At 38.0% G+C, this 23,293-nt stretch carries 23 protein-coding genes; 15 read left to right on the top strand and 8 right to left on the bottom strand.

Annotated features, from left to right (window positions below):
- Positions 1-37 precede the first annotated feature (37 nt).
- The 5 genes from KO495_RS16145 to lpxC all read left to right on the top strand — a co-directional run bounded on the left by KO495_RS16145 (position 38) and on the right by lpxC (position 5,613).
- Positions 38-997 carry a D-alanine--D-alanine ligase gene (locus tag KO495_RS16145; protein ID WP_215981436.1) on the top strand — a complete coding sequence of 320 codons (960 nt, stop codon included), beginning with the start codon at positions 38-40 and terminating at the stop codon, positions 995-997.
- 44 nt (positions 998-1,041) lie between these two features.
- The gene (locus KO495_RS16140; protein WP_215981435.1) at positions 1,042-1,863 is read left to right on the top strand and encodes a cell division protein FtsQ/DivIB; all 822 of its coding nucleotides are present in this window, start codon (positions 1,042-1,044) and stop codon (positions 1,861-1,863) included.
- Positions 1,856-3,091: a cell division protein FtsA gene (gene ftsA, locus KO495_RS16135; RefSeq protein WP_215981434.1), complete on the top strand. Its 1,236-nt coding sequence runs from the start codon at positions 1,856-1,858 to the stop codon at positions 3,089-3,091. The genes KO495_RS16140 and ftsA overlap by 8 nt, the downstream gene beginning before the upstream one ends.
- A 63-nt stretch (positions 3,092-3,154) precedes the next feature.
- Entirely contained in the window at positions 3,155-4,309 is a 1,155-nt protein-coding gene (gene ftsZ / locus KO495_RS16130) for a cell division protein FtsZ (protein ID WP_215981433.1), read from the top strand.
- A 386-nt stretch (positions 4,310-4,695) separates the two neighbouring features.
- Entirely contained in the window at positions 4,696-5,613 is a 918-nt protein-coding gene (lpxC, locus tag KO495_RS16125) for a UDP-3-O-acyl-N-acetylglucosamine deacetylase (protein WP_215981432.1), read from the top strand.
- A 184-nt stretch (positions 5,614-5,797) separates the two neighbouring features.
- On the opposite strand, the gene KO495_RS16120 is transcribed toward lpxC, so the two are convergent.
- Positions 5,798-6,316: a DciA family protein gene (locus tag KO495_RS16120; protein ID WP_215981431.1), complete on the bottom strand. Its 519-nt coding sequence runs from the start codon at positions 6,314-6,316 to the stop codon at positions 5,798-5,800.
- A 136-nt stretch (positions 6,317-6,452) separates the two neighbouring features.
- On the opposite strand from KO495_RS16120, the gene KO495_RS16115 reads away from it, so the two are divergent.
- The 3 genes from KO495_RS16115 to mutT all read left to right on the top strand — a co-directional run bounded on the left by KO495_RS16115 (position 6,453) and on the right by mutT (position 10,705).
- The gene (locus KO495_RS16115; protein ID WP_252739021.1) at positions 6,453-7,334 is read left to right on the top strand and encodes a M23 family metallopeptidase; all 882 of its coding nucleotides are present in this window, start codon (positions 6,453-6,455) and stop codon (positions 7,332-7,334) included.
- Positions 7,335-7,445: 111 nt separating this feature from the next.
- Complete coding sequence (gene secA / locus KO495_RS16110; protein ID WP_215981429.1) at positions 7,446-10,127, top strand: preprotein translocase subunit SecA; 2,682 nt, start codon at positions 7,446-7,448, stop codon at positions 10,125-10,127.
- Positions 10,128-10,297: 170 nt separating this feature from the next.
- The gene (gene mutT, locus KO495_RS16105) at positions 10,298-10,705 is read left to right on the top strand and encodes an 8-oxo-dGTP diphosphatase MutT (protein ID WP_215981428.1); all 408 of its coding nucleotides are present in this window, start codon (positions 10,298-10,300) and stop codon (positions 10,703-10,705) included.
- A gap of 38 nt (positions 10,706-10,743) precedes the next feature.
- On the opposite strand, the gene yacG is transcribed toward mutT, so the two are convergent.
- The 7 genes from yacG to KO495_RS17710 form a co-directional block, all read right to left on the bottom strand.
- Positions 10,744-10,980 carry a DNA gyrase inhibitor YacG gene (gene yacG, locus KO495_RS16100; protein WP_215981427.1) on the bottom strand — a complete coding sequence of 79 codons (237 nt, stop codon included), beginning with the start codon at positions 10,978-10,980 and terminating at the stop codon, positions 10,744-10,746.
- A gap of 56 nt (positions 10,981-11,036) precedes the next feature.
- Positions 11,037-11,783, bottom strand: coding sequence for a cell division protein ZapD (zapD, locus tag KO495_RS16095; protein WP_215981426.1), 747 nt, complete (start codon positions 11,781-11,783; stop codon positions 11,037-11,039).
- A gap of 171 nt (positions 11,784-11,954) precedes the next feature.
- Entirely contained in the window at positions 11,955-12,569 is a 615-nt protein-coding gene (gene coaE, locus KO495_RS16090) for a dephospho-CoA kinase (RefSeq protein WP_215981425.1), read from the bottom strand.
- A gap of 54 nt (positions 12,570-12,623) precedes the next feature.
- Positions 12,624-13,535: an A24 family peptidase gene (locus KO495_RS16085; RefSeq protein WP_289847634.1), complete on the bottom strand. Its 912-nt coding sequence runs from the start codon at positions 13,533-13,535 to the stop codon at positions 12,624-12,626.
- Between the two features lie 118 nt (positions 13,536-13,653).
- On the bottom strand, positions 13,654-14,907 hold the full coding sequence (locus KO495_RS16080) for a type II secretion system F family protein (RefSeq protein ID WP_215981424.1): 1,254 nt from the start codon (positions 14,905-14,907) through the stop codon (positions 13,654-13,656).
- 136 nt (positions 14,908-15,043) lie between these two features.
- On the bottom strand, positions 15,044-16,741 hold the full coding sequence (pilB, locus tag KO495_RS16075) for a type IV-A pilus assembly ATPase PilB (RefSeq protein ID WP_215981423.1): 1,698 nt from the start codon (positions 16,739-16,741) through the stop codon (positions 15,044-15,046).
- Positions 16,742-16,889: 148 nt separating this feature from the next.
- Complete coding sequence (locus tag KO495_RS17710; RefSeq protein ID WP_215981422.1) at positions 16,890-17,336, bottom strand: prepilin-type N-terminal cleavage/methylation domain-containing protein; 447 nt, start codon at positions 17,334-17,336, stop codon at positions 16,890-16,892.
- A gap of 613 nt (positions 17,337-17,949) precedes the next feature.
- On the opposite strand from KO495_RS17710, the gene rplM reads away from it, so the two are divergent.
- The 7 genes from rplM to KO495_RS16035 all read left to right on the top strand — a co-directional run bounded on the left by rplM (position 17,950) and on the right by KO495_RS16035 (position 23,119).
- Entirely contained in the window at positions 17,950-18,378 is a 429-nt protein-coding gene (gene rplM / locus KO495_RS16065; RefSeq protein WP_215981421.1) for a 50S ribosomal protein L13, read from the top strand.
- A gap of 3 nt (positions 18,379-18,381) precedes the next feature.
- Complete coding sequence (gene rpsI / locus KO495_RS16060) at positions 18,382-18,774, top strand: 30S ribosomal protein S9 (RefSeq protein ID WP_215981420.1); 393 nt, start codon at positions 18,382-18,384, stop codon at positions 18,772-18,774.
- 487 nt (positions 18,775-19,261) lie between these two features.
- Positions 19,262-19,852, top strand: a complete 591-nt coding sequence (gene petA / locus KO495_RS16055) for a ubiquinol-cytochrome c reductase iron-sulfur subunit (RefSeq protein ID WP_215981419.1) — start codon at positions 19,262-19,264, stop codon at positions 19,850-19,852.
- Positions 19,852-21,129: a cytochrome bc complex cytochrome b subunit gene (locus KO495_RS16050; RefSeq protein WP_215981418.1), complete on the top strand. Its 1,278-nt coding sequence runs from the start codon at positions 19,852-19,854 to the stop codon at positions 21,127-21,129. The genes petA and KO495_RS16050 overlap by 1 nt, the downstream gene beginning before the upstream one ends.
- Positions 21,129-21,893 carry a cytochrome c1 gene (locus KO495_RS16045; RefSeq protein WP_215981417.1) on the top strand — a complete coding sequence of 255 codons (765 nt, stop codon included), beginning with the start codon at positions 21,129-21,131 and terminating at the stop codon, positions 21,891-21,893. The genes KO495_RS16050 and KO495_RS16045 overlap by 1 nt, the downstream gene beginning before the upstream one ends.
- 93 nt (positions 21,894-21,986) lie before the next feature.
- Positions 21,987-22,628: a stringent starvation protein SspA gene (gene sspA / locus KO495_RS16040; protein WP_215981416.1), complete on the top strand. Its 642-nt coding sequence runs from the start codon at positions 21,987-21,989 to the stop codon at positions 22,626-22,628.
- Positions 22,628-23,119 carry a ClpXP protease specificity-enhancing factor gene (locus KO495_RS16035; RefSeq protein WP_215981415.1) on the top strand — a complete coding sequence of 164 codons (492 nt, stop codon included), beginning with the start codon at positions 22,628-22,630 and terminating at the stop codon, positions 23,117-23,119. The genes sspA and KO495_RS16035 overlap by 1 nt, the downstream gene beginning before the upstream one ends.
- Positions 23,120-23,293: the final 174 nt, after the last annotated feature.

Genomic DNA, 23,293 nt, shown 5'->3' with positions numbered 1-23,293 from the left:
TAAAACTGATTGTATAACTTAAGTGAACAAATAGAAGATGAAACTAACAACAAAACAAAGTCAGCAACTTGATAAAATTAAGCAAGATAAAGTTGCCGTATTATACGGTGGCAACTCAGCTGAGCGTGACGTTTCATTGAACTCAGGCATCGCGGTTGCTAAAGGGTTAACTGCAGCTGGATTTAATGTTGAGCTTATTGATACCAAATTATTACCATTGAGCGAATTAAGCACTAAAGAAATAGATCGTGTTTTTATTGCCCTACATGGCCGTGGTGGTGAAGATGGCTGTTTGCAAGGCGCACTTGAATACTTAAATATTCCCTATACCGGCTCTAAAGTTTTAGGCTCTGCGCTTTCTATGGACAAAGTGCGCAGTAAACAAATATTTAAAGCGAATGATTTGCCAACAGCGCCATTTACTGTGGTTAATAAAGATGATTTCGCCGATTTGCCGTTAGCGCAAATATTGACGGACCTTGGTGGTCGTATCATGGTCAAGCCGGCTAATGAAGGCTCAAGTATTGGTATGGCGCAAGCTAAAACAGTTGAGCAGTTAAATAATGCGCTTATTGAAGCGTTTAGCTTTGACCAACAAGTTTTGCTTGAAGCATGGATTGAAGGGCCAGAGTACACTGTTGCTATTTTAGGCAACCAGGCACTGCCATCAATTCATATGGAAACACCGCGAGAGTTTTATGATTATGAAGCTAAATATCAGTCAACTACCACGCAATACCATTGCCCGAGTGGTTTAAGTGCTGATGATGAGGCCGAAATTCAACGATTAGCATTACAAGCTTTTAAAGCAACTAATGCGCAAGGCTGGGGACGTGTTGATGTAATGCGTAATAGTGACGGAATATGGCAATTACTTGAAGTCAATACAGTGCCAGGTATGACAGAAACATCATTAGTACCCAAGTCAGCTAAAGTGCACGGTTTAAGTTTTAGCGAGTTAGTAACGCAAATATTATTACTGAGCGAACCCGCTTAAGAATATTTTAATTAAATTAATAATGAAAAACAGGTAAGTAATTAATGACAAACAACACTAAACCAATCAATAGCCCCTACCAAGGAACATCGTTTTCTTTTGGTATTGGTTTATTGTTTTTTTTAGTGGTGGTTTTTAGCTTTATCACTTTAGCTTGGTGGCTTTCTCAGCGCTTTATGGCACAAGAAAGTGTACCGGTAACCTCAATTGTTATTTCTGGGGAAATGCCATATAGCCAACGAAGTGATATTGCTAAAGCAATAGAGCATGTTGATCTAGGCAACTTCTTTAAGCTTGATGTCGACCAAGTGCAAACACAAGTATTGGCATTGCCTTGGGTTTACTCGGTTGCAGTAAGAAAAGAGTGGCCGAATGAGTTGAAAATATATGTTGTTGACCAAAAACCGGTTGCATTATGGAATGGTGATTTCTTACTTAGTCAATCAGGACATGTTTTTCAAGCAGATGCTTCAAGGATTAAACACTATTTACCAAGTTTTTTTGGCCCTGAAGGTACAGAACATATTGCGCTAGAAAACTACCGTAATTTAAACTCGTTACTTGACTATAAAAGCCTTAGTATTGATGAGCTTATATTGACAGAGCGCTTTTCTTGGCAGTTAACACTTGATGATGGTGTTACCTTAAATTTAGGGCGAGAAGAACGCGTTGAGCGCATTCAACGTTTTATGGATGCTTACCCGATGATAAAAGAACGACTTAAAGCAAAAATAATTGTAGAAAAAGATAAAAATCAGGCAGTTGATTACATAGATCTGCGGTATGATACAGGATTGGCTGTTGGTTGGAAAACCATCAGCGAGCAAACTAAAAATAATAATTCAGAGATAGAGTTTAATGTCTAAAGCAGCAGAAAGAAAATTAGTCGTTGGTCTTGATATCGGCACCTCAAAGATTTCGGTCGCGGTAGGTGAGATTACACCTGACAATCAATTAAGTATTGTTGGTGTTGGTAATCAATTAGCACGCGGTATGGACAAAGGTGGCGTTAACGATCTTAATTTAGTTATTCAATCTGTACAGCGAGCGATTAACGAAGCTGAATTGATGGCTGCTTGTCAAATTAGCTCTATTTATTTAGGTATATCGGGTAAACATATAAGTTGCCAAAATGAAAATGGCATGGTGCCCGTTAACGACACTGAAGTAACGCAAGAAGATGTAGATAACGTTATTCACACTGCTCGCTCGGTGCCTATTTCTGCAGAGCGTCGTATGTTACACGTACTGCCACAAGAATATAGCATTGATTGCCAAGACGGTATTAAAAGTCCTATTGGTATGTCTGGCGTACGTATGGAAGCAAAAGTTCATATTGTTACTTGTGCTAATGACATGGCAAAAAATTTAGTTAAATGTGTTGAACGCTGTGACTTAAAAGCGGATCAATTAATATTTTCAGCACTGGCCTCGAGTTATGCGGTATTAACAGAAGATGAAAAAGAACTAGGTATTTGCGTGGTAGATATGGGCGCAGGTACTATGGATATTTCGGTTTTTATTGGTGGAGCTTTACGCCATACCGCAGTTATTCCAGTGGCAGGTAATCAAGTTACTAGTGATATTGCGAAAATATTTAGAACACCATTAAGTCACGCTGAAGACATTAAGGTGCAATATGCTTGCGCGTTAAAAGAATTAGTCAGTATGGAAGAGAGTATTGATGTGCCAAGTGTTGGCGGACGTCCTGCGCGTTCTATGTCTCGCCATACGTTATCGGAAGTTGTAGAGCCAAGATATCAAGAATTGTTTGAGCTGATTCAAGATGAAATTCGTGAATCAGGTCTAGAAGATCAAATTGCTGCAGGTTATGTCTTAACCGGCGGCACTGCAAAAATGGAAGGGGTTGTTGAGTTTGCCGAAGAAATTTTTCAAATGCCAGTACGTATAGCGGCACCGCTAGCAGTGCAGGGCTTGAAAGAATATGTTAATGACCCTAGCTATGCCACTGTTGTAGGACTTTTACATTATGGCTTACAAGCCAATAGTGAAGCCATAAGTGAAACAAGTAAAAACGATAGTGTTGCAAGTTTATGGACACGAGTACATGCGTGGTTTAAAGGCGAGTTTTAATTGCCTGAAAACTTAACGTTTAATTTGTAAATTTAAGTATTGTTAGTAAAACGGAGAGATGAAATGTTCGAATTGATGGAAGATCATAACGAAGAAGCGGTAATTAAAGTTATCGGCGTTGGCGGCGGCGGTGGTAATGCTGTTGAACACATGGTGTCACAAACGATAGAAGGTGTTGAGTTTATTACAGCAAACACCGACTCTCAGGCACTACGCAATTCATCAGCTAATGTTACCTTACAGTTAGGTGCAGATGTTACCAAAGGCTTAGGTGCTGGTGCTAACCCTGAAATTGGGCGCTGTGCTGCAGAAGAAGATAGAGAAACTATAAAGCAAGCTATTCAAGGTGCTGATATGATCTTTATTGCTGCTGGCATGGGTGGCGGTACTGGTACTGGTGCTGCACCAGTAGTGGCTGAAATTGCCAAAGAAATGGGCATTTTAACCGTTGCGGTTGTCACTAAACCGTTCCCTTTTGAAGGGAAAAAACGTATGAATTATGCTGACCAAGGTATCGAGTTTTTAGCTAAAAACGTTGATTCTTTAATCACTATTCCTAACGAAAAATTATTGAAAGTATTAGGCCCAGGTACAAGCTTGCTTGACGCATTTAAAGCGGCAAACAATGTTTTATTAGGTGCAGTACAAGGTATTGCTGAGTTAATTACTCGTCCAGGTTTAATCAATGTCGATTTTGCCGATGTGCGTACCGTTATGTCTGAAATGGGTACTGCGATGATGGGGTCTGGTACCGCATCAGGTGATGACCGTGCTCAAGAAGCGGCAGATGCAGCTATTTCTAGCCCATTACTTGAAGATGTCGACTTAGCTGGTGCTCGTGGTATTTTAGTTAATATTACCGCAGGCATGGATATCAGCATCGATGAATTTGAAACCGTTGGTAATGCAGTTAAAGCATTTGCTTCTGAAAATGCGACCGTTGTTGTTGGTGCGGTTATCGATATGGATATGAGTGACGAGTTACGTGTAACGGTTGTTGCAACGGGTATTGGCGCAGAAAGCAAACCTGATATTACGCTGGTTAACCCTATGCCAATGGCAGAGCAAAAAGTGGTTGGTAGTGATTACACACCAGCAGCACCACAAGTTGCTACTGAAACTGTTGCCATGACCGATAGTAATGTGCAGAAAGTTGCGGCAACGGACTTAGAAAACTATTTAGATATACCAGCATTTTTGCGTAAACAAGCAGACTAGCTACATTTTTACTACATATTTGTAGTAGAAAGTAACATATTGTTAGCGCTATGCTAAAGGTATAAGTGATAATTTATTGTGCAAGTGGTATGTCCACTAAGAGGTGTTTTTTGATTTATACACTTTTTTTTGGTATATTACGCGCCCATTAAATAGAGCTATTTATATTTTGTCGTACTTTGTTTATGAAAAGTAATAGTAAGCACGTCATTATTTGATTTGTTTGCACTCCCTTTTTATCAATAAAGGTAACTAAGTTTGCATTTTTACGGTAACAGTCTTTGCTATTTATAAAAATAGTTAACGCTGAAACCTTAAACTTAGGGCAGTTATAAGTTTTCACGCAACAGCTCTAATCAGCTAAAGTAAATAAATCGAGGCTAATTATGATTAAGCAACGTACATTAAAAAGTAGTGTTTCAACGGTTGGCGTTGGATTACATAAAGGTGAAAAGGTACAGGTTACTCTCCGTCCTGCACCGGCAAACACTGGTATTGTTTTTCGACGAGTAGATCTTGATCCCGTAGTCGATATCAAAGCGACACCTGACGCTGTGGGTGAAACTACGCTATGTACGTGCTTAGTTAATGAACAACAAGTTAAAGTTTCAACAGTCGAACATTTATTATCAGCTGTGGCTGGGTTAGGTATTGATAACTTAATTATTGATGTTGATGCGCCTGAAATCCCTATTATGGATGGCAGTGCATTACCTTTTGTTTATTTAATTCAATCTGTTGGTATTGAAACGCTAAATGCAGCGAAGCGTTTTATTCGTATTAAAAAACCAATACGTGTTACTGAAGGTGATAAATGGGCTGAGTTATTACCTTATGAAGGTTTTAAGGTTAATTTTGCTATAGAATTTGATCACCCAGTAATTGCCAACACTTGCCAGACTATGAGTATGGACTTCTCTAGTTGTTCCTTCATTAAAGAAATTAGTCGAGCACGTACTTTTGGCTTTATGAAAGATATTGAGTTTTTACGCTCTCATGACTTAGCGCTAGGCGGAAGTTTAGAAAATGCTATTGTACTTGATGAGTACCGTATGCTTAATAAAAATGAATTACGTTATGATGACGAGTTTGTGAAGCATAAAATTCTTGATGCTATTGGCGACCTTTATATGGGTGGTACCAGCATTTTAGGTGAACTTAATGCATTTAAATCAGGACATGGTTTAAATAACCTTTTATTAAGAGAAGTTTTTAAACAAGTTGATGCGTGGGAGTGGGTTACTTATGAAGATGACAAGCCTTCACCTATCGAATATCAAGAGATCAGTGCAACTGCTTTTTAACTTATACATAAGTATATAGTTAGTTATCTATGATCAACGTAGTTATTTCAGGCTGTTATTTACCAAATAACAGCCTTTTTACTTTAAAATAGCCCTAGCTTATTTCTCTACTCATTCATGCTCTAACTTGTTAACAATACGATTATCTTTACCAAGCTATAAAATACGAGTTAATAAGCGTGCTTTATATGTGTTTATTTCCCGCAACTTTCGCAAGTTTTTCTAATTTTTCTTTCAGCCCTTTTGGTGCTTTTTTAGCAACCTCTAAAAATTGCTGCGCGGTTATTGCATTATTTACTGTGTTGATATTATTCTCGTCGGATGACTTACTTGTTTGTGATATAGTATTTTGAGGCTTTTTATCAAACAAGTTAGTTCGACTTTGACGGAAACTTTGGGGATTAATTTTTATTTCAATACGTTGAAATTGTCCATGGGTTTGCTCTATAAGAGCATTACAAATATTGTTGCGTTCAAACTGTAAACGCTGTCCCCAAGCGGGCGACTTAACATCAACAATAAGTATGTCGTCACGAGAGTTAGCAATATGCCAAGCATCCGCTGGTAAATCAGGACATATATGCCTTACAATGTTGGCCAAAATAGTCAAAGAGTTGGTTTTTTCTTGAATTTGTGCCAAAGTGCCTGTCGTTGATTTTAGCAACGATGACATATTGATAGGAGCTTTGGGTTTTCTTGCCATAAAAGTCTTTAATTTATAATGTGTTATATAAAGTGCGTGTAAGCCAACAAAATAGTTAACCGATAAAGCAAACTAACAGAATTAAGATGATATGAGTTTAACATTACTGTACCGAGGAAAGAACGTAAGATTTTCAATGCAACTAAATAAGTTGCGTTGGTTAACTGCACTTCTATGCTTCGGTTTATTGTCAGGAACAATTATTCATTTAATTATTTCAGGGAATAAGCATACCGATATTAACCAAACCGATCTTGGTCAATACCAAATAACAAAAGCTCATGAAAAAGAAAACTTAACGAGTATTGCTAAACCAAATAATGAACAATTAACCGCATTAACCATTAAATTAGCTGAATTACAAAGCCAGGTTTTGCGCCTTAATGCTTTGGGTGAACGTCTAGCCGCAGATGCAGATATACCCGAAAAAGAATTTAATTTTTCAGAGCTGCCACCCGCTGGCGGCCCATCAATTCAAAGTGAAAAAATACCTTCAAAATCTGTTGAGCAACTGCTAAACGAGATAAGTTTGTTTGAGTCAGAAATAAAACATGAAGAAAAACAGCTACACATGCTTGAATCTTTGGTTTTTGGTCACCATATAGAAAATAATCGTTACTTATCTGGTCGACCTATATCAAAAGGTTGGTTATCGTCTTATTATGGAGTTCGTAAAGACCCATTCAACGGTAAGGCGACTATGCATAAGGGCATTGATTTTGCTGGTAAGGAAGATGCAGCTATTATCGCTACCGCTTCTGGTATCGTAACTTGGGTAGGTAAACGCTACGGTTACGGTGAACTCGTTGAAATTAACCATGGCGATGGCCTTAAAACACGTTACGGGCACAATAAAACGATTGTTGTTGCCGTTGGTGATGTTGTTGAAAAAGGGCAAACCATTGCACGTATGGGAAGTACAGGCCGCTCAACCGGGCCTCATGTTCATTATGAAATTTTACGTAACAACACGCAGATAGACCCATTGAAATTTGTTTATCGTAAAGCGAAAAAGTAAATAAGAACAACAATCTCAGTAGTTAAGTCAGTACATAGGCGTATTTAAGTAATATCAACAGCTGTAGCAATTATTGCTATGAAATAATTTTCAATTAATGGTTTAAAGAAGATGTTTGTAAATTTATTAACAAAAATATTTGGTAGTCGTAACGATAGATTACTGAAAAAAATAGGTAAAGAAGTAAATAAGATAAATGCACTAGAGCCAGTAATTGAAGCACTAAGTGATGAAGAGTTAAAAGCGAAAACAGCTGAATTTCAAACTCGTTTTCAAGAAGGTCAATCACTTGATGAGTTGCTTCCTGAAGCATTTGCTGTTGTGCGTGAAGCAAGTAAGCGTGTCTTTGGTATGCGCCACTTTGACGTACAAATGATTGGTGGCATGGTTTTAAATGACGGTAAAATTGCCGAAATGCGTACTGGTGAAGGTAAAACACTCACCGCAACACTACCTTCGTATTTGAATGCGTTAACGGGTAAAGGCGTACATGTTATTACCGTAAATGATTACTTAGCAACGCGTGATGCAGACTGGAGTCGCCCATTATTTGAATTTTTAGGTATGACGGTAGGTTGTAATATTGCCGGTTTATCGACACAAGAAAAGCAAGCTGCGTATCAGTCTGACATTACTTACGGTACCAACAACGAATTTGGCTTTGATTACTTACGTGACAATATGGTGTTCTCTGCACAAGAGCGCACGCAAAAACCATTAAACTTCGCAATTATTGATGAAGTTGACTCTATTTTAATTGATGAAGCGCGTACGCCGTTAATTATTTCAGGACAAGCAGAAGATAGCTCTGCGTTATATAAAAGCATCAACCTTATTGTTCCAACACTTGAACAGCAAGATGAAGAAGACAAAGAGGGTGAAGAGAGTACTGGTGACTTCACTATTGATGAAAAAGCGAAACAAATTTACTTAACGGAACGTGGTCAAATTCATATTGAAGAGATCATGGTTGAAAAAGGTTTGATGCAAGAGGGCGATACTTTATTCTCTGCCGCTAACATTACGCTGTTACACCACGTAATGGCTGCCCTTCGTGCTCATAAGCTTTTCCAGAAAGACATTGATTATATTGTAAAAGACGGCGAAATTGTTATTGTTGATGAACATACTGGTCGTACAATGGAAGGGCGTCGTTGGTCAGAAGGCTTACACCAAGCAGTTGAAGCAAAAGAAGGGGTTAACATTCAAAATGAAAACCAAACCCTTGCATCAATCACTTTCCAAAACTACTTTAGAATTTATGAAAAATTATCAGGTATGACAGGTACTGCTGATACCGAAGCTTTTGAATTTCAACACATTTATGGTTTAGAAACTGTGTTAATTCCAACCAACCAGCCTATGGTACGTGATGATAGAGCCGATTTAATTTACTTAAGTGAAGAAGAAAAATTTGAAGCAATTCTTGCTGATATTAAAGACTGTGTTGAGCGCGGTCAGCCAACATTAGTTGGTACTATTAGTATTGAAACATCAGAGTTTTTATCTAACTTACTGAAAAAAGAAAAAATTAAGCATAAAGTATTGAATGCTAAGTTTCACCAACAAGAAGCTGAAATTGTTGCTGATGCTGGTCGCGAAGGTGCTGTAACTATTGCTACCAATATGGCAGGTCGTGGTACCGATATTGTATTAGGTGGCAACCTAAATAGTATTATTGAGCGACTCAATAACCCAACGGAAGAACAAATAGAAAAAGCGAAAGCGCAATGGCAAGCTGATCACCAACGCGTGTTAGACTTAGGTGGTTTACATATTATTGCCACAGAGCGTCATGAATCTCGTCGTATTGATAACCAATTACGTGGTCGTGCTGGTCGTCAAGGTGATAAAGGTTCAACACGATTCTATTTATCAATGGAAGATTCATTGATGCGCATTTTTGCCTCAGAGCGTATTTCAAATATGATGCGTAAGTTAGGTATGGAGCGTGGTGAAGCTATTGAACATCCTTGGGTAACTCGCAGTATTGAAAATGCGCAACGTAAGGTTGAAGGTCGTAACTTTGATATGCGTAAGCAATTGCTTGAGTATGATGATGTTGCTAATGATCAACGTGGTGTTATTTATGAACAACGTAATGAACTACTTGATGAGGCTGAAATTAATGAAGTCGTTGCAGCAATTCGTAGTGATGTCATCAATAACGTTATTGCTCAACATATTCCAGCGCAATCTCTCGAAGAAATGTGGGACATTCCTGGGTTAGAAGAGCAGCTTAAAGGTGAATTCTCAACTGACTTACCAATTACAAAATGGTTAGAAGAAGATAATACCTTACACGAAGAAAATTTACGTGAAAAAATTATTGCGGCATTTGAGCAAGAATATAAAGATAAAGAAGAAGCTGTCGGCGCTGATGTATTACGTCAGTTTGAAAAAGCCGTGATGTTACAAAGCTTAGACTCGCATTGGAAAGAGCATTTATCGGCAATGGACCACTTGCGACAAGGTATTGGCTTACGTGCTCACGCACAGAAAAACCCTAAGCAAGAGTATAAACGTGAGTCTTTTGAGTTATTTACAGAAATGTTAGATAACCTAAAATATGATGTTGTTGGTATTTTATCAAAAGTACAAATCCGAGCAGAGTCTGATGTTGAAGCGGTAGAAGAGCAACACAGAAAGTCGGAGGAAGTTGCTAAAGACTTTCAGCATGAATCAACGCAAAATGAAAGCGCTGCATCGCAAATGCCAAGGGTAGGACGTAATGATCCATGTCCGTGTGGCTCAGGTAAGAAATACAAACAATGTCATGGCAAACTCTCTTAACTAGTCATATGACTACTTAAAAAGTATTTAAATCGAATTGTTTATAAAATACCAGTCAATGACTGGTATTTTTTTGTTTTGTCATCAAAAGCCCCTAATACATAGGTTTAGTTACATCAATATAAAACGAAGCGTTTATATCGAGTAAGCTAAAGAGGAGTACGCAAGCTATGAGTCAACTTGTTCAGGTTGCTGTTGGAGTTATCACCCGAGTAGATAATAATAATCAGCGAGAATTTTTCCTAACTAAACGCGCAGAACATGTCCATCAGGGGGGGAAATGGGAATTCCCAGGGGGTAAGGTCGAAGACGGCGAAACCGTAGCTCAAGCGCTTGCTAGAGAACTTAACGAGGAAGTTGGTATTGAGGTGCTGTCTGGTCAACCCTTAACGGTAATAACGCACGACTACGGTGATAAGTGTGTGTCGTTAGAGGTTTTTATCGTAGAAAACTTCTTACATGAGCCGATTGCGCAAGAAGGGCAGCTACAAGGGTGGTTTTCTTTACCCTCATTAAAAACGCTAGATTTTCCTGCGGCTAATCAGACTATTATTGAGCTACTTGATACATTAATCTGAACTCAGGTTACAATATTTTAATAATGTGCCTTAGTCGCTTATTCTGGCTCAACAAAAAATTTATTATGCAGTAAAAACTCATCTTCTAAGGCATCTAGCATTTCTTCGCTTATCGCACTGTCCATCTGTATGGGTTGGCTAATTTTATGCCCTTCTTCTGCCCATTCACCTAAATCAATAAGCTGACATCGTTTTGAGCAAAAAGGACGAAATTCATTGCTAGGTAGCCACGCTACTTTAGCTTTACAGTGAGGACATGATACTTCAAGAGTCATAAGGGCAAGGCGCTATTATTAATGGTAGAAAGGATTATACACCGAAAGAGGATGTGCTAACAGCGAGCAAGTTGAAATTCAGTAGCCTGATTTGAATACCGTCTACCCGTATGCTGGCAAGGTAACATAAAGCGAATAGAGTACCGGAATTTATTGCCGCTGACGGTGGGGTAATATTGTAAGTTTTGGGCTAATTTTATACGCAATAATAATAGACCTTCGCCGTTATCTTGGTAGAAGCCACTATCGGTATTAATGGTTTCAAATTCTGCGCGTTGGCGAATAAAACGTAATACTAGCTTTAGTGCTTGATTTACGTCATTGAGTAAGGTTATCCAGCTTACGACTTCTTGCTGTATTATATGGTGCGGTTGGTTAAGCCAAAAGGTTAACTGAGGCAAATCAAAACTTGAACTACCACCTTGAATAGCAAAACGCTGCTTTAAACCGGCAAGAAACTTATTGTCTTTGAGTTGATACCATGTTGGCTTATTAGAGCGTAAACGGCTTATTAACTTTACTGTTTCAGATAAGTTATCTTCTAGAGCGCTAGTGTCAATATCTGGAGATTTAGACCAAATAACTAAGTTCTGCTCAAGTTTTTCCATGTCTTTAATAAGATCGCCACGAATATCACAACGCTCAAGCGTATCGATAATGGCAAATAAACTGTTAAAAAATACTTGATTGTTTATTTGTAGATCACCTTCAATACAACGGTTTGCCTGGGCAAAAAGCTGCTCAAGCTTTAAATAGTTACGAATACGCTCATTGAGCGGGTGTTCATATAAAACCGTTGACATACAAAGCTAAAGTCTAATTGCAAAAAAGGTAAAGATATACTACCTCTACCCAAGCTAAATGGCGAATTATTTAGCAATTTTACTTAAAATTAGCTTGATTTCAATAGTATTTTGAGGCGATGTGACTTAATAAAGACTGTTATTTTGCTTAGGCTAAGTTAATAAGTTAAGTCACGCTAAGCTAAGGTATTTACGGTGAAGCTGGTGAACATTATCCAAAAGTAGATTGCTTACATTATTTTCAGTATTATTTGCATCATTGCAAATAATGTCATCGGCTAATGAGAGTCTATGCTCTCTACTCGTTTGGCTGGCGATAATCGCTTTAATTTCATCAGTATTACTGGTATCACGTAACAGAGTGCGCTTAATTTGAGTTGCCTCACTAACATCAACCACTAGTAGTCTATCAATGAGTGGCATTAGGTTATTTTCAATAAGTAAAGGTGCCACTAAAATACAATAAGGGGAGTTTGCTGCAGCTGTTTGTTGTACTAGTTCAGCTCTAATTATTGGGTGCAGTAAATTATTAAGCCACTCTTTGTCATTGGTATTGCTAAATATTCGAGTACGCAATAAAGCGCGGTTTAATTGACCATCAGCATTAATATAACTATCACCAAAGTGCTCAGCAATTGCATGCAATGCCGCGCTGTTAGGTTGAACTACTGTTCGAGCAATTATATCGGCATCAATAATATCGATACCTAAGGCTTCAAACATTGCTGTTACGGTGCTTTTACCGCTACCAATACCGCCAGTTAATCCGATAATAAACTCTGACATACTTTGCTTCTTATCTTTTAGATTAAGAGATTAAATTAGAGGCTAGATTAGAGATTATAGTAATGTTGCTAAATACCATGACCATAAATTATTGCCCCATAACAGGGTGATCCAACCAGCAATAGCTAAATAAGGCCCGAAAGGGATCCCTTGATCTTTTTGGTGGTTTTTAAAGAGCATTAACGTAATACCGATAATAGCGCCAACAACTGAAGCCATTAAAATTAATATGGGTAATAATTGCCAGCCAGCCCATGCACCAAAAACCGCAAGCAATTTGAAATCGCCAAAGCCCATGCCTTCTTTGCCGGTGAGTAATTTAAATAACCAGAAAACACAAAATAAGCTCATATAACCAGCAGCAGCACCTATAACAGCATCGGTTAACGGGACAAAAGTACCATTAATATTGATTAATAACCCAAACCAAAGTAACGGTAGAGTAATTTGATCAGGCAATAACATATGATCAAAATCAATCATAGTTAATGCGACTAATCCCCAAGTGAGCAGTAGAACATATAAGGTTTCTATACTTGGCCCATAATGTGCGGCGACAACGAGGCTTAACAATGCTGTTGATAGCTCTACCAATGGATAGCGACTAGAGATACTTTGTTTACACTGGCTGCATTTTCCACGTAATACCAACCAACTAACTAACGGAATATTTTCATAAAAACGAATTTTATGCTGACAGTGCGGACAAGTTGAAACGGGAGTTGATAAGGTAACTTTTTCTAACTTTTTTGCTTTAACATCTTTGACCTCATCAGCTAAAAACTCCCGACACTCTTGGTACCAAGTGTATTCCATCATTTTAGGTAAACGATAAATAACTACATTTAAAAAACTTCCTACTGACAGTGATATAAGCGCAACGGACAAGTAGAAGAAGCTAGGTACAGTTTGAAATAAGTGGTAAATGTTATCTGTTAAGGTTGAAATAAAGCTGATATTGAACAAGGTTGAGTTCCTAAGCGGTTTGAGTATGATGATAGTGTTAATTAAGGTCTCGGAAATAGTTTATACATCGAGACCTTAAACTTTATTAATAGTTTAGTTAATAGCTTAGTTAATCGCTTTATACAACCATACCAATTTGGAAAATAGGTAAGTACATAGCAATGATTAAACCACCAATAACTACCCCTAAAACGGCCATTATCATCGGCTCCAATAGTGCCGTTAAACCATCTACCGCATCATCTACTTGCTGCTCGTATACTACAGCTACTTTAGAAAGCATGTCATCTACAGCGCCAGACTCTTCACCAATAGCGACCATTTGAATAACCATATCAGGAAATATTTTACAATTACGCATTGCTAAGTTCATTTGCATACCTGAAGATACTTCGGTGCGAACCTCTAAAATAGCATCACGAAATACAGCATTACCAGCAGCACCAGCCGCAGAAGCTAACGCATCTATTAAGGGTACACCTGCCGCAAAGGTTGTTGATAAAGTGCGAGCATAGCGTGCAACGGCCGCTTTTTCTAAAAGATCACCAATTACCGGCAGTTTTAAAATATTTTTATCAACTTTATCGCGTAAGCTTTGACTATTGCGATGTGCGCGTTTAAATAAATAAGAAAAAGCAAATAATACTCCTAACCCAATATACCAATAGGCTTGCATAAATTCGGATATTGATATTACTAATAACGTAAAACCGGGGAGTTCAGCGCCAAAGCTGGCAAAAATTTCTTGGAAAACAGGTACCACAAAAATTAGTAATATTGCCGTCACTACAAAAGCGATTACAAGTACAGCAATGGGGTAAGTTAGTGCCTTCTTAATTTTACTTTTAAGAGCTTCTGCTTTTTCTTTATAGGTTGCGATACGAGCATAAATGGTTTCTAGGGCTCCTGATTGCTCACCAGAGGCAACTAAATCACAATATAGGTCATCAAAAAATAATGGATGCTCCCGTAAACAGTCAGACAGTGGAATACCAGAAGATAATTTATGGCCTATTTCACCAAGTAATTTTCTCACTTTGCCATTATCGTGCCCTGTACCTATCATATCTATAGTTTGTACTAGTGGTACACCAGCCCCAAGCATAGTAGCTATTTGGCGTGTTATTACGGCTATATCTGCAGGTTTAATGGGCTTATCACCACCTAAACCAAATAATGGCTTAGGTTTTTTCTTAACCCTGCTAGGAGTTATACCTTGTTTGCGTAGTTGTGCTTTTAATTCAATAACATTATTAGCGGGAAGTTCACCATTTATTTTTTTGCCTTTACGGTTAACACCGTGCCAAATAAAAATATCTTGCTCTTTTATTTTTTCTGACGCTTTAGACTTCTTTGTTGTTGATATTGCCATTGTGATACCTAGCTATAACTAGCAAATATAAAATTTAATTACGTGATCAATAAAAGCTAACACTGTGTTTTACAAGTAACTATGAGGTAAGGTAAGTGCAGTTTTTATACTTAATGTACAATAACTTAAACTAATATTAACTGCTAGTCACGCGATTAATTTCCGCTAAGCTAGTCATACCATTCATGGCTTTTTGCAAACCAGATTGACGTAAGTTGTTGTAACCTTCTTTTTGACATTGGGTTGCAATATCAAGGGAGTTACCACCTTCCATGATAATTGAAGCAATTTGAGGGCTGATTTTAATGACTTCATAAATGCCAACACGGCCTTTATAACCGCCCGTGCAATGAGTACAGCCTACCGCTTTATATAAGGTTATTTCAGCTAGCTTATCTGCAGGAAATCCTTGCTCAGATAATTGCGTTTCGGATAGCACTTCTTCTTCTTTACATTGCGGACATAAACGTCTGGCAAGGCGTTGCGCGATAATAATTGAAACTGAGCTAGCAACGTTATATGAAGGCACTCCCATATTTAATAAACGGGTTAGGGTTTCTGCGGCAGAATTGGTATGTAAGGTCGATAATACCAAGTGACCGGTTTGTGCGGCTTTAATTGAAATCTCAGCGGTTTCTAAGTCTCGAATTTCACCAACCATTACAATATCAGGATCTTGACGTAAAAAAGAGCGTAATGCCCCAGGAAAGGTTAAACCAGCGCGATTATTAATTTGAACCTGATTAATACCTTCTAGGTTGATTTCAACTGGATCTTCTGCTGTGGAGATATTTCGTTCTTGAGTATTAAGAATATTTAAGCCGGTATATAAAGAAACGGTTTTACCTGAGCCGGTTGGGCCCGTTACTAAAATCATGCCTTGCGGCTGCTCTAATGCATCCATATAGATTTGTTTTTGCTCTGGCTCATAGCCAAGCATATCAATACCTAGCATAGCACTGGACGAATCAAGAATACGCATTACTATTTTCTCGCCCCACATGGTAGGCAGCGTACTGACACGAAAGTCGATCGATTTTTTCTGGGACAAAGCTAATTTTATCCGACCATCCTGTGGCACACGACGTTCTGCAATATCGAGTTTTGACATTACTTTTAAACGAGCTGCCATTCTTGATGCTAAGTTTACTGGCGGGCGAGCAATTTCAGCTAAGATACCATCAATACGAAAACGGATACGAAAAGATTTTTCATAAGGTTCAAAGTGTAAATCCGAAGCGCCTTTTTTAATTGCGTCTAATAATATTTTATTAATGAAAACAACAATGGGTGCATCTTCATCGGTGCCATTATTATCATCTTTTTTAGTTTCTTCAACATCAATGCCGGCAAGTTCATCAGAGTCAATATCACTAATATCTAAAGCACTGCTTTCATCTTCTAATACTTTTTCAATACAGCTTTGTAAGCTTTTTTCATCACATAAAATTAGCTCGGTACTATATCCTGTATTAAATTGAATTTCTTCTAATGCGTTTAAGTTTGTCGGGTCTGACATCGCAACAAATAGCACTTTTCCGCGTAAATACAATGGTAGGGCATTATGTTTTAATATCAGTTTTTCATTGCGCACGCCTTCAGGCATTAAGCTGGTATCAAAGCTACTAAGCTGTATTTGTGGGTAACCAAAGCTTTTAGAAAGCACCTTAGCTATTTTTTCGCCATCAAGGTTTTTGTTTTCAATAAGGTAACGGATAAAAGGGATGCTTTTATCGGCAAAGTCATCTGATATTTCATCAAGTTGCTCAGGAGATATCAGGTTTTGTTTAGCAAGCGCAGATAACACGCTTGATTGTTGGTGACTTCCTTTCATTATGTAGATCAAAACCCTTTAAATTATTCATTATACAATTAAAGCATAAAGTGTATTACAAACATATAATAAACATGCTTTATATTACTTTTATTTAAATATAAAAAAAGCCCTTTAAGGGCTTTTTTTAAAGTCTATATAGTAGTTATTAACATAGACCAGCGTCTCGACAAGTACCACCTTCAGTCCATGTCAGGCCGCCATTACCTGCATCTACAGCTTGTAGAGTGTAAGTAGCGTTAGTTACAGTACCAGCACTTAAATTAGTAGTAATTGTAATTAACCCATCAGCAATTGTGGCTGCTGTAACAGTATCACCTACTAATGCGCCTGGATCATCTGCAGCTGGTATACCTAAAGCACCGGCGTCTAAATCAGCAACAGCTGCTTGGCGAGTTTGAGCTGCGATATTGGCTGCATTTTTATATACACTGGTTGCTAAAATAGCTTCTGAGAAACGAGCTCTATCAGCATAAGTTTGATATGCAGGTAATGCTACCGCCGCTAAAATACCGATGATTGCAACAACAATCATTAATTCAATTAGGGTGAAACCCTTTTGAGCGTTGTTTTTTACTTGTTGTAAGTTTTTCATAGTTATATTTCCATTTAATTATCTACGGGGACTAAATTCATACTGCGATAAAATTCTACAAATGTAAAACTTTTTCACAACTTATTTTACGTTTGTCGCTGGCATACCAGCAATGATTTATTTTATAACTCATTATTATCTATAAGTTAACTTAAATTTTTAATTATTGTGAGAAACATTGATCTGTGCCCCAATTTTGTTTTATGAGTTAATAAACATAACTTGTTACCTTTTTGTTTGGTATTGTCTTGCTATTTATAAATGTGGGTAATTGTAGTTATTTGTGTACCTTATTTTAATTAAGTCTAGGAAACTTATATCTGCTATAAATAGCGTTATAGTTAAGAGTCATTATTAATATAGCTATAAAATGCAAAAGATTAAAAAATGTGCGTGATTTTTTTAAAGTGTTTCTGTATAATCCGCGCTCCCTACGTTACAAATGCTTTTGTTTTATTGCTTGATGTACGTCGGCTTTAACAATAAAGGCGCTGGGCTCGATGCTCGAAGGGGCAATGGCGTAGTCCATTTAACCGATGATTTATTACTTATACTAGCTTTAGTTGGGTATTAGGTTGTCATTTAAGTAACACTTTTAAAATTGGGTTTTTTAATGAAAACTTTTGTAGCTAAACCAGCAAGCGTTGAACGCGAATGGTTCTTAGTGGACGCCGAAGATAAAACTTTAGGTCGTATCGCTACTGAAATTGCAAGCCGTTTACGCGGAAAGCATAAAGCAGAATATACTCCTCATGTTGATACTGGCGATTACATCGTTGTAATTAACGCTGAGAAAGTACGTGTAACAGGTAACAAAGCGAAAGGTAAAATTTACTACTCGCATACTGAGTTCCCTGGCGGCCTTAAGCAAATTAGCTTTGAAAAGCTAATTGAAAAAGCACCAGAACGCGTTCTTGAATTTGCTGTTAAAGGCATGTTACCTAAAGGTCCTTTAGGTCGTGAGATGTTCCGCAAATTAAAAGTATATGCTGGTGCTGAGCACAAGCATACTGCACAACAACCACAACTTTTGGAGCTTTAAGCAATGGCTGATAATCAATATTACGGTACTGGTCGTCGCAAGAGCTCTACTGCTCGTGTGTTCATGAAAGCTGGTAACGGTGCAATCACAATTAACAAACGTGACATTTCTGTGTACTTCGGTCGTGAAACTGCTCGTATGGTTGTTCGTCAACCATTAGAGTTAGTTGAAATGTTAGAAAAGTTTGACTTTAACATCTCTGTAGTTGGTGGTGGTATTTCTGGTCAAGCTGGCGCAATCCGTCACGGTATTACTCGTGCATTAATGGAATTCGATGAAACTTTACGTAGTTCTTTACGTAACGCTGGCTTCGTAACTCGTGATGCGCGTAAAGTTGAGCGTAAGAAAGTGGGCTTACATAAAGCACGTAAGAAACCACAATTCTCAAAACGTTAATTTTATTATATTCGGTATTTGTACTTGGTTGTTATCATTATTGGTTTTTATAGTTTAGTAACCTAATCGTAAAAATTATAATTAAACGACTCATTTAAGTGCAGAATATTTAGTAAATATACATTTAAAAAACCGACATTCAGTGTCGGTTTTTTTATGCCCAAAAATTAATGAGTGCTAGGTACCTAAAAAGGTTTCTTTAAAAGCTAATCATTATGATTAAAGCCGTGTTGTTTTTACTTATATTCTTCTGTTTTGATTTATTTCAAACTATTTCAATTTATTTCGTCTTTTACTTAGCCTAAGTCCCTTTTTACCTTGTAAAAAATGGGGGTTTTCTTTATGATCGGAAAAATTTTTTATCGATATACCGCTTGGTATGAATTTGATCTAATAAAAACAAACGCTATGCTTGTTGGTAATTATAATTATATAGCCTCAAGCGTTAAAAAATTGTTTAAATTAGTGTCTTAGTTGGAGAGTATGAATGAGCAATGTGCCTGTTAATAACGGCCGCAGACGCTTCTTAACGGCTGCTACTGCAGTTGTTGGTGGTGTTGGCGTCGTCGGAGCGGCTGTGCCTTTTATTGCTTCCTGGAACCCAAGTGCTCGTGCGAAAGCTGCGGGCGCTCCAGTTGAAGTTAATGTAGGTAAAATACAGCCTGGTCAATTAATCCGTGCTGAATGGCGTGGTAAACCTGTTTACGTAGTGCGTAGAACAGAAAAAACTGTTGATGCCTTGGCTAAACACGATGACCAATTACGTGACCCTAATTCTGAAAATGCTCAGCAACCCGAGTACGCCACTAATGCTTACCGTTCAATTAAGCCTGAATTCTTGGTTGCTTTAGGTGTTTGTACTCACTTAGGTTGTGCCCCAACTCACCACGGTGGCGATTTCGCTGAATTCGTTGAAGGCGTTGATGATGGTTTCTTCTGTCCTTGTCATGGTAGTAAGTTTGATATGGCTGGCCGTGTTTTCCAAGGTGTTCCTGCTCCGTTAAACCTTGTTGTTCCAGAGCACTCTTTCATTAACGACGACACCCTGTTAGTTGGTGTTGCACCAGGAGAGGCATAATGTTGACTAAACTCGTTACCGACCTAATGGGATGGGTAGACAAACGTTTGCCTGTAACAGAAGCTTGGAATAAGCATGTTGGGCAATACCCAGCACCAAAAAACTTTAACTTTTGGTACTTTTTTGGCTCTTTAGCCATGCTAGTACTTGTTAATCAAATCCTTACGGGTGTTTGGTTAACGATGAACTATGAACCATCAGGTGATGGTGCTTTTGCCTCAATTGAATACATCATGCGTGATGTTGATTACGGCTGGTTGCTTCGTTATATGCACTCTACAGGTGCATCAGCATTTTTCGTTGTTGTGTACTTACACATGATGCGCGGCCTAATGTACGGCTCTTACCAAAAACCACGTGAGCTATTGTGGATTTTCGGTATGTTAATCTACTTAGTGTTAATGGCTGAAGCATTTATGGGTTACTTATTACCTTGGGGTAATATGTCGTTCTGGGGCGCACAAGTTATTATTTCGCTCTTTGGTGCTATTCCAATTGTTGGTGAAGACTTAGCAACGTGGATCAAAGGTGACTATGTTATTTCTGGTGCAACGTTAAACCGTTTCTTCGCTCTACATGTTATTGCATTGCCATTGGTATTAGTAATACTTGTATTCTTACATATTCTTGCACTGCATGAAGTTGGGTCAAATAACCCAGAAGGTGTAGAAACGAAGAAGCCTAAGGGTAGTGTTAAACCTGAAGAGCTATCTAAATTTAAGTTCCATGAGAGCTACACGAAGAAATACGATATCGTCGACTCTATTCCTTTCCACCCTTACTACTCTGTTAAAGATATTATGGGTGTTGCAGGCTTCTTAATTTTATTTTGTTGGGTAATGTTCTTCTTCCCAGAAGGTGGTGGTTACTTTATTGAGGCGCCAAACTTTACACCTGCTAATGGTTTGAAAACACCTGAGCATATTGCGCCAGTATGGTACTTTGGTCCTTTCTACACCATTTTACGTGTAGTACCTGACAAGCTTGGTGGAATGCTTCTAATGTTTGCGGCAATTGGTATGTTATTTGCTCTACCTTGGTTTGACCGTGGTACAGTTAAATCTGTGCGTTTCCGCTCAAAGTGGCACTTAGCTAACTTAATTCAATTTGCTATTTGTTTCATAATATTAGGTATTTTAGGTACTATGCCAGCAACACCAATTGCTAACCTTATTGGTGTAATCACAACGTGTGGTTACTTTGGTTTCTTTATCGCTTTATGGTTCTACAGCAAAAACGAGAATACTAAGCCGGTACCAGAGAGGGTTTCTCACTAATGAAAAAATTAATCTTAGCCTTTGCACTTAGCATTGCAGCCCTTGCACCGTCAGCAGCTTTTGCTGCTGGTCCAAGTGTGCCAGTAGATAAAGCAAATAATGATTTATCAGATAAAGAGTCATTAAAAAGAGGCTTTCAAACTTACATTAATTATTGTTTAGGTTGTCACCAGCTACAGTATCAACGTTATAACCGTACTTTTACTGATTTAGGTATTGAAGAAGCGGATGGTGTTGAAAACTATATGTATACTGGTGAAAAATCGGGTGACCATATTACTAACACTATGCCTAAGAAAGACGCGGCTAAATGGTTTGGTACTGCGCCACCTGATTTAACATTAATAGCCCGTTTAAAAAGCCCTGATTATATTTACACTTATTTGCGTACTTTTTATATTGATGAGTCGCGTCCATTTGGTGTAAACAATACAACCTTTAAAGATGTTGGCATGCCACATGTATTGCAAGATCTTCAAGGGATACAGGTTAAGGTTGTTGATAAGCCAGCTATTGCCGCAGATCCTGAAAATGGCATTAAAGCGCAAGCAGAAGTTAGCCATTTAGAGCCTGCAAGAGGTGGCACGCTAACAACTGAGGAATATGATGACCTAGTGCGTGATTTAACTAACTTTTTAGAGTATGTTGGTGAGCCAAACAAACTTGAGCGTAAAAGCTTAGGTTACTGGGTTATTGCTTTCTTATTCTTCTTCTTTATTATTGCTTATTTACTTAAGAAAGAATATTGGAAAGACGTACATTAAGTTGTTGAAGTAGTCGGTAAAAGTAGGGGGATTTGATAGTTTTATCAAATGCCCCTTTGTTAGTTTTGAATAGATAGAATTTTAGGAGGCCCAATGGCCGTAGCAGCAAACAAACGCTCTGTGATGACTTTGTACTCACTTGCCGATGACATGTATAGTCATCAAACTCGTATAGTGTTAGCAGAAAAAGGCGTGGGTGTAGATATACACTTAGTTGAAATGGGAAATTTACCTGAAGATTTATTGGATTTAAACCCATACGGTACAGTGCCAACACTAATTGATCGTGAGTTAGCGTTATATGAAGCTAAAATTATTGTTGAATACTTAGATGAGCGTTTTCCACACCCACCATTAATGCCTGTTTACCCGGTATCTCGTGGTCGTAGCCGTTTAATGATGCATAGAATTGAGCAAGACTGGTACAGCCTTGCAAAAACTATTAATACAGGTACTGCTGAGCAAGCTGCGAAAGCTCGCCAAGAATTAAAAGAAAGCTTATTAAGTGTTGCGCCAATTTTAAATGAAGCGCCGTACTTTATGAGTGAAGAGTATAGTCTTGTTGATTGTTATTTAGCACCGCTATTATGGCGTTTACCTGCCTTTGGTATTGAACTTGAAGGTCAAGGCGCTAAAGAGCTTAAAACATACATGTTACGTTTGTTTGAACGTGAATCATTTCAAGCTTCATTAACGGAAGCTGAGCGCGAATTACGTTTTGGTAACCCTGCCTAATGAGTGATTCAAATATTAACAATATGACTTCAAATAAGCCTTATTTAGTTGGCGCTTTTTATGATTGGATATCGGATAACGATTTAACGCCTTATATTGTTGTTGATGTTAATGTTTATGGCGTTTTGGTACCGATGAACTATGTGGCAGATGGGCAAATAGTGTTAAACATTGCCAGCTCAGCAGTGGGCGCAATTTCTATGGGTGAAACTGCTATAGAGTTTAGCGCTAGATTTGGTGGTAAGCTTGAACATATGACAGTGCCTTACGGGGCTATTGCAGCTATTTACGCTAAAGAAAATGGTGCAGGTACGTCATTACCTATTGAACATCCAAGTGATGAAGAAATAGATGAGGAAACGCTTACATCAGAGCCTGCGCCTGAAAAGTCAAAAACGACGTTGAGTAGTGTTACATCAGACAGTGATGATAGAGATAAGAGTGCTTTGCCTAAAGTAAAAAGCAAGGCAAGTTTAAAAGTCATTAAATAATGACCCAGTAAACATTAACTCATTATTATTAAAAACAATTGCTAAATAAAATTGTTAAACACAAAAAAGCGAGACACTGTCTCGCTTTTCTTTTACTTGATGTTGAGATATTTAACTTAAGTTCATCAGGCTCTATATCTCTTGAAAATATTTAGCCTGAACTCGGTTTAAGAG

The sequence above is a fragment of the Colwellia sp. D2M02 genome (assembly GCF_018860755.1).
Lineage (GTDB): Bacteria > Pseudomonadota > Gammaproteobacteria > Enterobacterales > Alteromonadaceae > Colwellia > Colwellia asteriadis.
Note: the sequence above shows the minus strand (reverse complement) of the source record. Positions and strands in the feature narration are given on the sequence as shown.